This is a genomic window from Arthrobacter sp. LT660 (assembly GCF_056172845.1).
In genome coordinates this window covers 303,484-315,733 of the sequence record NZ_CM149651.1, presented here as the reverse complement: position 1 = coordinate 315,733, position 12,250 = coordinate 303,484, and the positions used below count along the sequence as shown (strand labels likewise).

The 12,250-nt window shown below is 70.5% G+C and carries 12 protein-coding genes; 1 reads left to right on the top strand and 11 read right to left on the bottom strand.

What is annotated here, in order from left to right:
• Nucleotides 1–113: 113 nt before the first annotated feature.
• The 5 genes from AC0QSG_RS01440 to dapA form a co-directional block, all read right to left on the bottom strand.
• Nucleotides 114–659 (bottom strand): CinA family protein, encoded by a 546-nt coding sequence (locus AC0QSG_RS01440; RefSeq protein ID WP_475376419.1) that lies wholly within the window; start codon nucleotides 657–659, stop codon nucleotides 114–116.
• The gene (gene pgsA / locus AC0QSG_RS01435; RefSeq protein ID WP_435725934.1) at nucleotides 660–1,262 is read right to left on the bottom strand and encodes a CDP-diacylglycerol--glycerol-3-phosphate 3-phosphatidyltransferase; all 603 of its coding nucleotides are present in this window, start codon (nucleotides 1,260–1,262) and stop codon (nucleotides 660–662) included. It abuts the gene before it with no gap.
• 9 nt (nucleotides 1,263–1,271) lie between these two features.
• Complete coding sequence (locus AC0QSG_RS01430) at nucleotides 1,272–4,154, bottom strand: FtsK/SpoIIIE family DNA translocase (RefSeq protein WP_475376418.1); 2,883 nt, start codon at nucleotides 4,152–4,154, stop codon at nucleotides 1,272–1,274.
• Between the two features lie 66 nt (nucleotides 4,155–4,220).
• Complete coding sequence (locus AC0QSG_RS01425; protein WP_475376417.1) at nucleotides 4,221–5,927, bottom strand: ribonuclease J; 1,707 nt, start codon at nucleotides 5,925–5,927, stop codon at nucleotides 4,221–4,223.
• A 15-nt stretch (nucleotides 5,928–5,942) separates the two neighbouring features.
• Nucleotides 5,943–6,860, bottom strand: coding sequence for a 4-hydroxy-tetrahydrodipicolinate synthase (gene dapA, locus AC0QSG_RS01420; RefSeq protein WP_475376416.1), 918 nt, complete (start codon nucleotides 6,858–6,860; stop codon nucleotides 5,943–5,945).
• Nucleotides 6,861–6,923: 63 nt separating this feature from the next.
• On the opposite strand from dapA, the gene AC0QSG_RS01415 reads away from it, so the two are divergent.
• The gene (locus AC0QSG_RS01415; protein ID WP_475376415.1) at nucleotides 6,924–8,168 is read left to right on the top strand and encodes a heparan-alpha-glucosaminide N-acetyltransferase domain-containing protein; all 1,245 of its coding nucleotides are present in this window, start codon (nucleotides 6,924–6,926) and stop codon (nucleotides 8,166–8,168) included.
• 74 nt (nucleotides 8,169–8,242) lie between these two features.
• On the opposite strand, the gene AC0QSG_RS01410 is transcribed toward AC0QSG_RS01415, so the two are convergent.
• The 6 genes from AC0QSG_RS01410 to AC0QSG_RS01385 are packed head-to-tail and all read right to left on the bottom strand — an operon-like array spanning nucleotide 8,243 to nucleotide 12,248.
• On the bottom strand, nucleotides 8,243–8,725 hold the full coding sequence (locus tag AC0QSG_RS01410; RefSeq protein WP_475376414.1) for a hypothetical protein: 483 nt from the start codon (nucleotides 8,723–8,725) through the stop codon (nucleotides 8,243–8,245).
• 5 nt (nucleotides 8,726–8,730) lie between these two features.
• Complete coding sequence (dapB, locus tag AC0QSG_RS01405; protein ID WP_435725928.1) at nucleotides 8,731–9,489, bottom strand: 4-hydroxy-tetrahydrodipicolinate reductase; 759 nt, start codon at nucleotides 9,487–9,489, stop codon at nucleotides 8,731–8,733.
• Nucleotides 9,490–9,507: 18 nt separating this feature from the next.
• The gene (locus AC0QSG_RS01400) at nucleotides 9,508–9,963 is read right to left on the bottom strand and encodes a molybdenum cofactor biosynthesis protein MoaE (RefSeq protein ID WP_475376413.1); all 456 of its coding nucleotides are present in this window, start codon (nucleotides 9,961–9,963) and stop codon (nucleotides 9,508–9,510) included.
• On the bottom strand, nucleotides 9,953–10,453 hold the full coding sequence (locus AC0QSG_RS01395) for a MogA/MoaB family molybdenum cofactor biosynthesis protein (protein ID WP_475376412.1): 501 nt from the start codon (nucleotides 10,451–10,453) through the stop codon (nucleotides 9,953–9,955). Before AC0QSG_RS01395 ends, AC0QSG_RS01400 begins: the two co-directional genes overlap by 11 nt.
• On the bottom strand, nucleotides 10,450–10,968 hold the full coding sequence (gene moaC, locus AC0QSG_RS01390) for a cyclic pyranopterin monophosphate synthase MoaC (RefSeq protein ID WP_475376411.1): 519 nt from the start codon (nucleotides 10,966–10,968) through the stop codon (nucleotides 10,450–10,452). The genes AC0QSG_RS01395 and moaC overlap by 4 nt, the downstream gene beginning before the upstream one ends.
• Entirely contained in the window at nucleotides 10,965–12,248 is a 1,284-nt protein-coding gene (locus AC0QSG_RS01385; RefSeq protein ID WP_475376410.1) for a molybdopterin molybdotransferase MoeA, read from the bottom strand. The genes moaC and AC0QSG_RS01385 overlap by 4 nt, the downstream gene beginning before the upstream one ends.
• Nucleotides 12,249–12,250: the final 2 nt, after the last annotated feature.

Genomic DNA, 12,250 nt, shown 5'->3' with positions numbered 1-12,250 from the left:
CCTCGTGCGTTCCCCGATGCTTTTTCCAACTACCGGGGGCCACGTTTTGTTCCCGGGAGACCACCCTATCCATTCGGGGACCACGCCTGCCAGTGATACGACCGCGTTGTGGCTTAATCTTTGCCGAAGGCTAGTTCTCGGAGTTTCCGCAGTGCGGCGTCCCTCGACTGCACCCGGATTCGCTGGCGGTCGCCCTCGAACCGGAATGCCTCGAACCCCGTTCCGTCCGGTCCCGCATATCCGATGAAAACAGTGCCGACGTCTTTGCCGTCGTGGGCCGCGGGGCCGGCAACGCCGGTGGTGGAGACCGCGATGTCCGCCCCGCAGGCACTGCGCGCGCCGACGGCCATCCGCGCGGCGACCTCGCCGTCGACCGAGCCGACCCGTTCCAACAGATCGGGGTCCACACCGAGGAGCCCCGACTTGACGTCGTTGTGGTAAGCGACGACGCCGCCGCGCAGGACTGCGGAGGATCCGGCGATGTCCGCCAGCGCTGCGGACACGAGTCCGGCGGTGAGGGATTCCGCGGTTGCCACTGTCACGGAGCGTCCGACGGCGGCCTCGACCACCTCCCGCGCCATGGGCAGTCCGGCTGCGGCGGGCTCGGGCAGCGGCCAGCAGCTCGTGGCGCCGGTCGCCTCCGGCGTGCGCTCGGCCACCTACTTGCCCCGCCGCGCGGCCGCGCGCAGGCGGGCGGCCTGGAACACATAGTCGATTCCCGTGTAGAGCGTGATGGCCACGGCAAGCAGCATCACCGCGAGCGCGACGACCTCCAGCCATCCCACGGTGTGTGTCACCGGCAGCAGGTACAGGAACACGGCCAGGGACTGCGTCACCGTCTTCAGCTTGCCCCCGCGCGACGCCGGCATGACCCCGTATCGGATCACCGCGAAACGCAGCAACGTAATCCCCAGTTCACGAACGAGGATGACGACGGTGATCCACCAGGGCAGTTCCCCGAGCAGCGACAGCAGCACCAGAGCCGAGCCGAGCAGGAGCTTGTCCGCGATCGGGTCGGCGATCTTGCCGAAGTTGGTGATCAGGCCTCGGCTGCGGGCCAGGTCGCCGTCGAGCTTGTCCGTGTAGATCGCCGCCGCGAAGACCGCCACGGCGACCCAACGCAGGACGCCGTACCCGGAGTCGTCCGCCAGCAGCGCCCACGCGAAGAACGGGACCATGACGATGCGCAGCGTGGTGAGCACGTTGGCGATGTTCAGCGTCGGGACGGGGTCGGTGCCGCCGTCCTCCTCATGCGATGTCACGGACTCAGGCTACCTTCCGGTGAGGTTCCACGCGTCGTTGGAGCCCCCCTCGTCGCCGGCGTCGGACCCGTCGTGGTAGTCGATCGCCTGCGTGCGGCTATCCAGGTCCTCGCCGACGACGTCGGTTCCGTAGTGGTTGGCGTTGGCGTTCTCGGCCAGCGCGGCCTCCATCGCCGGCGCCTCCCCGGCCGACGCCGGAGCGTCCTCCCCGCGCATCGTCGCCAAGACGCCGGGAAGGTCGTCCGGCTTGACGAGCACGTCGCGCGCCTTGGACCCCTCCGAGGGGCCGACGACGCCGCGCGACTCCAGCAGGTCCATCAGGCGTCCTGCCTTGGCGAACCCGACGCGCAGCTTGCGCTGCAGCATCGATGTCGAACCAAACTGTGTGGTGACCACCAGTTCCGTGGCCTGCAACAGCACCTCGAGGTCGTCGCCGATGTCGTCGTCGATTTCCTTCTTGGCGACCTCTACGGCGACGTCCTTGCGGTACTCCGCCTTCAGCTGTCCCTTGACGTGCTCGACGACGCGGTGGATTTCCGACTCGGTGACCCAGGCGCCTTGGACGCGCATCGGCTTCGAGGCGCCCATCGGCAGGAACAGCGCGTCTCCCTGCCCCAGCAGCTTCTCGGCGCCCGGCTGGTCAAGCACGACCCGAGAGTCGGTGACCGAGGACGTCGCGAACGCCATCCTCGAGGGAACGTTGGCCTTGATGAGGCCCGTCACGACGTCCACGGACGGTCGTTGGGTCGCCAGCACCAGGTGGATGCCGGCGGCGCGGGCGAGTTGGGTGATGCGGACGATCGAGTCCTCGACGTCGCGCGGGGCCACCATCATGAGGTCCGCGAGCTCGTCGACGATCACCAGCAGGTACGGGTAGGGCTTCATGACGCGCTTGGAACCCTCGGGAGGTACCGCCTTGCCGTTCCGGACGGCCTTGTTGAAGTCGTCGATGTGCTTGTAGCCGAAATTCGCGAGGTCGTCGTAGCGCGTGTCCATCTCGCGGACCACCCACTGCAGCGCCTCGGCGGCCTTCTTCGGGTTGGTGATGATCGGGGTGATCAGGTGCGGAACACCCTCGTAGGCAGTGAGTTCGACGCGCTTGGGGTCCACCATAACCATGCGGACCTCGTCCGGGGTCGCGCGCATCAGGATGGACGTGATCATCGAGTTCACGAACGAGGACTTGCCCGCGCCAGTGGCACCAGCGACGAGCAGGTGGGGCATCTTGGCCAGGTTGGCGACGACGAAGCCGCCCTCGACGTCCTTGCCGACGCCCATGACCATGGGGTGCTCGGTCTTCCGCGCCGCGTTGGAGCGCAGGACGTCGCCGAGGGCCACGACCTCCTTGTCGGCGTTCGGGATCTCGATGCCGATGGCGCTCTTGCCCGGGATGGGGCTGAGGATGCGCACGTCCGAGGAAGCGACCGCGTAGGAGATGTTCTTGCTCAGGGCGGTGACGCGCTCCACCTTGGTCCCGGGCGACAACTCGATCTCGTAGCGGGTCACGGTCGGTCCGCGGCTGAAGCCGGTGACCTGGGCCTCGACCTTGAACTGGTCGAGGGTCTCCGTCAGCGCCTTCACGACGGAGTCGTTGGCCTCCGAACGCTCCTTGGCCGGTGGCCCGGACGGGAGGAACTCCGACGCCGGCAGGGTGTAGGCGACGTCGCCAGACAGCTGCAGCTGCTCGGTGCGCTGCGGGATCGGCGTCAGGGGCGCGGGCTGGGCCACGGGATTCGAGGGAACCTTCGGCGCCGACGCCGCCAGGGCGGCCAGGTCGGCCGTGTCGATCGCCTCGGTGACCGGTGCGGGGTCGCCGAGGCCGACGTCGCTCTTGATCTTCTCGATGGCGCGTTCGGACGCCGTGGGACGGCGCACGCCCGGTGGTATCCGTGGCTCGGACGCGGCGTCCTCCGGACGCGCCTCCTCGTCCGCTTCGCGGATGACCGCGTGGTCGTAGGCCTCGTCGCCGGAGAAGGCGCCGCGCGACGCGTCGTCTTCGTCGTCGCGCGTCCGCTTGTCCTTGCCGAAGAGGCTTCCCTTCCGCCGGGCTTTGCGGTCCTCGCGGGACTTGGCCTTGCGCTCCTCGTAGAGGTAGCTCTGGTCGTGCTCGGGACCGTCCCGCGTGTCCCGCCCGGCGTCGTCCGGCTGACCCATGACCCATTCGTATCCCTGGCGCAGGCGTGCCGGGATGTGGCGGAACGGCGTGGCCGTGATGATCATCAGGCTCAGGAAGAGCAGGAGGCACATGATCACCAGGGCGCCCCAGCGGCTGATGAGGCCGGAGATGGGCGAGGTCATGAGGAACCCCACGATGCCGCCCCCGGACCACAGCCGGTCGAAGGCATCGGAGAGCGTGGGGACGCCCTCGACGACGTGGGCGATACCGGCTCCGGCCGCCGTGCCCAGCGTCAGGCCGATGCCGACGCGGGTGTTGGCGCGGTCTTCCTCCGGATGGCGGAACAGCCTGAACGCGCCCACCAGGAGAACAAAGGGAAGGATGACGGCCATGTAGCCGAACGTGCCGCCGGCGACGTTGTGCACCGCGGTGCCGTACCAGCCCTGTCCGCGCAGGCCCCACCATTCGACGCTGGCGACGACCGCCGCGATGAGCACCAGGAACAGGCCGGTGCCGTCCCGGCGCAGGTCGTGGTCCGGATTGACGTCCCGCCCCAGCTTGCGGAAGGCGCCGGCCACGATGCGCGCGATCCCCATCCAGAGACCACGCACGGCGCGCAGCGGAAACGGCAGGTCGTGTTCGGGAACCTGTTGTTGCTGGCGCGTGCGGGCGGTGGGGGTGCGCGCGGCGCCGGCGGACTTGCTGCGCGCCCCTGCTGCGCTGGCCGGTTTGCGGCCAGAGGCCTTCGGCTGGCTGGGGGAAGTACGGGTGGCCATAGTCGCCACGGTACCCGAAATGGGCCTTGAAACCGGGGATCTACACGCCCCTTTGGGCCTCCGGGTTTAGGCCTCCAGGACCACCGGCACGATCATCGGCCGACGCCGCAGTTTGCGGCTGACCCATGACCCGATCACCCGGCGAACCACTTGCTGGAGCTGGTGCGTGGTGTGCGTCGGGTTGTTGACCACAGCCTCCTCCAGCGCGGCGGCGATCTTCGGCTTGATGTCGTCGAAGACGGAGTCGTCCTCCGCCACGCCGCGGGCGTGGATGTCGGGCCCCGAAACGATCTTCCCGGTCTGCCTGTTGACCACGCTGATCACCGAGATGAATCCCTCTTCGCCCAGGGTCCTGCGGTCCTTGAGGTCGTCGTCGGTGACGCCGCCGACGCTGGAGCCGTCCACGTAGACGAATCCGCAGTCGATCCGTCCCACGGCCCGTGCGACTCCCCCGCGCAGGTCGACCACGGACCCGTCCTCCGTCAGCAGCACGTTGGCCGCGGGGACTCCCGTCTGTTCGGCGAGGCGGCCGTTGGCGATCAGGTGCCGCGTCTCACCGTGCACCGGCATGGCGTTCTTCGGCCTGATGATGTTGTAGCAGTAGAGCAACTCGCCGGCGGAGGCGTGCCCGGAGACGTGCACCTTGGCGTTGCCCTTGTGCACCACCTCCGCCCCGCGGCGCATGAGTCCGTTGATGATGCGGAACACCGCGTTCTCGTTTCCGGGGATCAACGAAGACGCCAGGATAACGGTGTCGCCCCGGCCCACGTTGATCCGGTGGTCGCCGTTGGCCATGCGGGACAGGGCCGCCATCGGTTCCCCTTGGGAGCCCGTGGACATCAGCACCACCTTGTGGTCCGGGAGGTTGTCCACCTCCTTGAGGTCCACGAGGATGTTGTCCGGGACGGTGAGGTAACCCAGCTTGGCGGCGATCGCCATGTTCCGCACCATGGAGCGGCCGACGAAAGCGACCTTGCGCTGGTGGAGGTGGGCCGCGTCCAGAACCTGCTGCACGCGATGGACGTGGGACGAGAAGGAAGCGACGATCAGCCGCTTCTCGGCCACGCCGAAAAGCCGCTCCAGCACGGGACCTATTTCCTTCTCGGCGGTGGTGAAGCCCGGCACGTCGGCGTTGGTGGAGTCGGACATGAACAGGTCGACGCCTTCCTCGCCCAAACGCGCGAAGGCGCGCAGGTCGGTGATGCGACCGTCGAGGGGCAACTGGTCCATCTTGAAGTCGCCGGTGTGCAGGACGTTGCCCGCAACGGTCCGGATGAAGACGGCCAGCGCGTCGGGGATCGAGTGGTTCACGGCGACGAATTCGCACTCGAACGGCCCCAGCTTCTCCACCTGGCCCTCGGCCACCGCGAGGGTGAACGGACGGATCCGGTGTTCCTGCAGCTTGGCCTCGATCAGGGCGAGCGTCAGCCTGGAGCCGATGAGCGGGATGTCCGCCTTGAGTCGCAATAGGTACGGTACGGCACCGATGTGGTCCTCGTGCCCGTGCGTCAGGACGACGCCTACGACGTCGTCCAGGCGGTCCCGGATGTAGCCGAAGTCCGGCAGGATCAGGTCGACGCCGGGCTGGAATTCCTCGGGGAACAGCACTCCGCAGTCAACGATCAGCAACTTGCCGGCGATCTCGAACACGGCCATGTTGCGCCCGATCTCGCCGAGTCCCCCGAGCGGCACAATCCGCAGTGTGCCCTCCGGCAGGGGCGGTGGAGCGTTCAGTCGCGCCCCGTCCGCGGGGTCCACAGGGGTTTCGGTCATGCGGTGGCTACTTTCCTAGATGGCCCAACCGGCCTCCGCCAGATCGGCGCGGATCGGCGCGAGATCCGCCTCCGTCGGTGCCACGAGGGGCAGCCGGACGACGGCGTTCGGCAGGACGCCCTGCCAATGGAGAATGGTTTTGGCGGCGACGGCTCCCTGGATGTGGGACATGACGGCGCGTTGCACGGGGTCCAGGGCGAAGTGGGCGGCGCGGGCCGTCGCGAGGTCGCCTGCGCGGACGGCATCGACCAGCTCGCGGTATTTGGCGGTTGCCACGTGCGCCGTCACCGAGACCAGGCCGACGGCGCCCGCCGCCATCAGCGGCAGCGTCAGTCCGTCGTCGCCCGAGTAGACGTCCAGGTCGGTGTTGGCCAGCACGCGCGTGGTTTCCTGGAAGTTCGCCTTGGCGTCCTTCAACGCAACGATCCGGGGGTGCTCCGCGAGCCGCATCAGCGTCTCGGTCTCGATGACGATCCCGGCCCGTCCGGGGATGTCGTACACCATCACGGGCAGGTCAACGGCGTCGGCGATCGCCTCGACGTGCGCTTGGACGCCCGCTTGGCTCGGCTTGTTGTAGTAGGGCGCGGTCACGAGCAGGCCGTCGATGGGCAGCTCCGCTGCCCTGCGCGAAAGCGCGATCGAATGACGCGTGTCGTTCGTCGTCGAACCTGCCAGGACCTTGGCCCGGCCGCCGACGGCGTCGGCCACGACGCGGAACATCTCCAGGTTCTCGTGGTCCGCCAGCGTCGACGTCTCGCCCGTGGTGCCGGTAACGACCAGGCCGTCGCAGCCGTCGTCGACCAGCTTGGACGCCAAGCGCGCGGCGGCGTCGTAGTCGACGTCCCCGTTGTCCTTGAAGGGGGTGACCATGGCGGTCAGCAGGGTACCGAACGTGTAGTCGTTCCGGGCGGCGGCGGGTGCGGAGGCTGGCATGGATCCAACGTTACACTTTCCGCGAACGAGGGATCCCCGCGGCACCGCCCGTAGGCTGGCAACATGACGAAAAGCACGCCCGGGCGAGGCCCCGCCAAGACGCGGCTCGCCGGGATCGATGCGGCCAGGGGACTCGCCCTCCTGGGCATGATGGCCACCCACATCATCCCGCTGTCCAAGGACGTGACGGACGATTCCGCGGGAGCGGCCCTCGCCGCCGCCGAGCCCACGTGGGCGGCGCTCTGGTTCGCGGGCAAGGCGTCGGCGCTGTTTGCCGTGCTGGCCGGCGTCGGGCTGGCGTTGCTCACCGGCGCGGCGCGGCCGTTGTCCGGCGACCGTCTCGCCGCGACCCGCCGCGGCGTGGTGGTCCGCGCGCTGGCGATTGCCACCCTGGGACTTGTGGGCGGCTCGCTGGACACCCACGTGGCGGTCATCCTCGTCCACTACGGGCTGTTGTTCCTGTTCGCGATCCCGTTCCTGGGGCTTCCCGCACAGCGGCTCGCCTGGTGGGCCGGCGGGTGGTTGCTCTTGTCGCCGGGCCTCCTGTTCCTCGCGCGGCCGCCCGTCTCCGCCGCGCTCACGCCCGCGGACGTCGGCGGCTCCCCGGTCTTCATGGACCTGTTCCGGCCGGCCACCCTGGCGGCGGACCTCTTGGTCACGGGCTACTACCCGGTCCTCGTGTGGACCGGCTTCGTTCTGCTGGGCCTGTTCGTCGGGCGCTGCGACGTTTCGCGCCCACCAGTGGCCCTGGCGTTCGCCACGGCCGGCGCGGCCGTCGCGGCGGGTGCCCGGGCGCTATCCGCGGCGCTTTTGGCGCGTCCGGACGCCGAGGCTGCCCTGACGTCGGGTACGGGCCGGGGCTCCGACGCGCTGGGGGTCTCGCTGCGGACGGGGCAGGGGCTGGCCGGCGTGGAATCGACGCCCTGGTGGTTCGCGCTGTCCGCCCCCCACACCGGAGCGCCGCTGGACATCCTGCACGTGGCGGGAACGGCGGTGGCCGTCCTGGGGATCTGCCAATTGGCCGCGACGGCGCTGAAGTCCCTGCTCGGCGGGGCGGGCGAGATGCTCCTGTGGCCCATTGCCGGAGCGGGGGCGGCGACGCTCACCCTCTACCTGGGGCATCTGGTCGCGTTGGACCTGCTCAGCGGTGCGACCGCGGACAGGCCCCGGCTCGGTGTCTACCTGTGGTACGCCGGGGCCGCGCTGCTGGTGGGCATCGCCCTGAAGTGGGCGGCCGTCCGGGGACCGCTGGAGTCGATGGTGCATACGATGGCCGCCGGAGCGGCCGCCGACACCGCGCGCCGGTAGGCGGTCCCGCGGAGCCGGCTCCCGGCCGCCCGCGGGGTGGCCCCCGGCCCAGGCGGCCGGGAGCGTGGCTGGCTCTAGCCCGCCGGGGGGCGGGCGGGCCTGCCGATGCGCGATTCGGGCGAGGCGACGAACAACGCAACGGCGGCCCGCATCGTGTGCCGCGCCCGCTTGCGGTCCCCCGCCACGTCGTAGGCCAGTGCCAGTCGGTGCAGGCTGCGCCAGCTGTCCGGGTTCCGTTCGGCCTCGTCCCTGTACTGGGCGAAGTCCTCGTCGGCCGCGGCCCTGACGATGCGGCCCGACGGCGTCCGCGGCAGGTCGTCGACGGGCAGCAGTCCCTCGGCCTCCAGAATGCGGGCCATCCGCTGGGTGCGGGCGCCGAACAACAACTCGCGGACCAGGATCCACACCCCGATGAGCGGCAGCACAAACGCCGCCACCCCGATGCCCTTGGCGAGCGGCTCCGGCGCGGAAAGGTAGGCGATCGAGGACGAGAACGACGCGAAAAGGTACAGCACGAAAAGCGCGATGATCGCGCCCACCCACAGCTTGGTCTTCACCCGCGCTACGCCCCCAGGTCCAGGTAGCCGTCGAGTCCGTAGGTCAATCCGGGGCGGTCGGCAACGGTTCGCAGGCCCAGGAGGACTCCCGGCATGAAGGACGCGCGGTCGAAGGAGTCGTGGCGCAGGGTCAACTGCTCCCCCGGTCCCCCGAAGAGCACCTCCTGGTGTGCGACCAGGCCGCGTAGCCGGACCGAGTGCACACGCACCCCGTCGACGTCGGCGCCCCTTGCGCCCTCGAGGCCGGAGGCCGTGGCATCCGGGCTCCCCGCGACGCCGGCCGCCGCCCGCGAGGCCGCGATCAGTTCCGCGGTGCGCACCGCCGTCCCGGAGGGCGCGTCCACCTTGTCCGGGTGGTGCAGCTCGATCACCTCGACCGATTCGAAGTAGCGGGCCGCGCGCGCGGCGAAGGCGGTGGCCAGCACCGAGCCCAGTGCGAAGTTCGGGGCGATGAGCACGCCGGTGCCGGGCCGGGTGGCCAGCAGCTCCTCGAGCGAGGCGCGCCGCGCCTCGGTCCAACCGGTCGTTCCGACCACCGCGTGGAGCGAATGCTCGACGGCGAAGCGGACGTTGGCCTCGGTGCTTTCCGGGACGGTGAGGTCGAGGACGTGGGTGGCGCCGGCGTCGAGCACGGCGCCGAGCGGGTCCTTCCGGCCGAGCGCGGCGACGAGGCGGAGGTCCGGGGCGGCTTCGACGGCGCGCACGGCTTCGGCACCCATGCGCCCGGAGGCGCCAAGGACTGCAACGGAAAGGGGTGGGGTCATGCCCCTAGGCTATCCCGGTCAGGCGATGCCGACCCATTCCGTGTCGCCGTCGTCGAAATGCTGTTCCTTCCACACGGGCACGCCGTGCTTGACGGCTTCGACCAGGTCGCGGCAGGCGTCGAAGGCCTCGGCCCGGTGCGCCGAGGCGGCCGCGGCCACCAGCGCGGAGTCCCCCACCACGAGGTCTCCGATGCGGTGGAACGCCCAGAGCCGCGTTCCGGGATGGCGGTCGGCCACCTCGGCGGCGAGTTCGAGCATCCGCTGCGGCGCGCTGGGGTGCGCGCTGTAGGCAAGCCGCTCCACCCCGCGCCCGCCGTCGTGGTTGCGCACGACGCCGCCGAACGTGACGACGGCACCGGTCTCGGCGGTCTCGACGGCCTGCCACGCGGTCTCCACGTCGATCGGAGCGGCGCTCACGCCGGCCGCGACCACGATTCCGGGCGCCGGGGTTCCGGCGCGTGCCTCAATGTCCATGTCCGCCCTCCAGTTGTTCGCACAGGTGTCCTATAATCGGATCCAGCACGCCGAGCGCGTCCATCACGCCGCCCGGGGACCCCGGCAGGTTGGCGACGAATGTCCCGTTGGACGTGCCCGCGTATCCGCGGCTCAGGTCCGCGTGCGGGGTCTTTGCCCTGCCCGCGACGCGGATGGCCTCCATGATGCCGGGCAGGTGCCGGTCCAGGAGCGGAAGCGTCATCTCCGGCGTCGCGTCCGTGGGGCTGAGCCCGGTGCCGCCGCTGGTCAGCACGACGCGCGGCCCGGTGAGGAGGATCGCCCGGAGAGCGGCACCGACCGGCTCCCCGTCCGGCACGACGATCGCCTCGCCGGTTTCCAGCCCGTGCTCGGCGAGCCAGTCGCGGATCACCGGTCCGGTGCGGTCCTCGTAGACGCCCGTGGCCGCACGCGTCGAGGCGATCAGCACGGCGGCGCGGCGCGGCGCGGCACCCGGCTCGCGGGCGCTCATACGTCGGCTCCCGGGACGCGGGAGTCGTCCAGGGACCAGTCGCCGCTCTTGCCTCCGGACTTGGCCAGCACCCGGATGCCGCCGATCACCGCGTGCTTGTCCACCGCCTTGACCATGTCGTAGAGGGCCAGCGCCGCGACCGAAGCCGCGGTGAGCGCCTCCATCTCCACGCCCGTGACTCCCCGGGTCTTCACGGCCGCCACGATCCGCACGGATCCGGCGGCGGCATCCGGCTCGAAGTCCACCGTCACCTTCGACAGGGGCAGCGGGTGGCACAGGGGTATCAGGTCCGGCGTCTTCTTGGCCCCCATGATTCCCGCGACGCGGGCCACCGCCAGCGCGTCGCCCTTGGGCAGCGTGCCGTCGGCAACGAGGACGACGACGTCGGGCCGGGTGGTCAGCACCGCCTCGGCGGTCGCCTGGCGCGAGGTCTCGGCCTTCGCCGAAACGTCGACCATGTGCGCCGTGCCGTCCGCCCGCACATGGCTCAGCTCCCGTGCCGCGTCCCCGCTCATGATTCGTCTCCCATCAACATGGTTTCAACCGTAGCGCCCGCCGCGACCTCCGTGGTTTCGCCCGGGATCAGGATCAGCGCGTTCGAACGGGCGAGGGCATGCACCAGGTGGGACTCCATTCCGCCCACGGTCGCCACGCGCCCGGACTCCGGGGAGTAGACGCCCCGCCGCGCCTGGACCTTGCCGTTCGGGGATCCCGCCAACGAATGCGCCAGCGTTGCGTCGACGCTCCGGCGATGCGGCAAACCGATCAGGGGCGCGAAGGCCGGGCGGAGGAACAGCTCGAAGCTGACGAAGCTGCTGACGGGGTTGCCGGGAAAGGCCACCACGGGAACCGGGCGCGCCCCCGGCAGCTCCAGCAGGCCGGATCCCTGGGGCCCCCCGGGCTGCAACGCCACGGAGCCGAAGGTCACCCCGTGCGCGGCGAGGGCCAGCCGGACCACTTCGTAGGCGCCCTTGCTGATGCCGCCGCTGGTCAGCACCAACTGGAATCCGGGCCCGTCCGCGGCGCCGAGCTCCGCCGCCAACGAAGAAACGAAGTCGGCCACGTCGTCGGCGCTGATTCCGGCCGGGCGCACTTCCCATCCTGCCTGTTCCAAGCAGGCACGAAGCAGCGTGGTGTTCGCGTCGTGGATCTGCCCCGGCTTCAGTTCGGAGCCGGGCGCGGCGATCTCGTCGCCCGTGGAAATCAGGAGCGCGAGCGGACGGCGAACGACGTCGAGCTCCGCGACGCCCAGTGCCGCGGCAAGTCCCAGTTGAGCAGGTCCCAACCGGGTCCCCCCGGCCAGCGCCGCCGTTCCCGCGGCGATGTCGCTGCCCGCCCGGCGCACGAAGCGCCCCGCGGGGTGCGAGGCGGGAAGCCGGACCGTTGCCGCGCCGTCGTACGGTGATCCGCCGCCAACGAAGTCGGGGAAAACGGGCGGATCGGCGGCCTCGACGGGAACGACGGCGTCCGCGCCCGCGGGCAGCATGGCCCCGGTCATCACGGGAGCCGCCGCGCCCGGCGGCAGCGCGGGCGCGGCGGCCCCGGCGGGGATCGGCCGCGCGACCGCCAGCGGCCCGCCCGGGGCGAGATCGGCGGTCCGCACCGCGAAGCCGTCCATCTGGGAATTGTCGAAGGGCGGCAGATTCCGCGGGGCGGACAGCTCGACGGCGAGGGTGCGGCCGCGCGCGTCGGCCAGCGGCACTGATTCCGTCCCGAGCGAGGAAAGCGGACCGGAGAGCAGGACCCGCAGCGTTTCGCGGTGCTCGTCGACGGTGCGCCGGAAGGTGGGCTCCATGA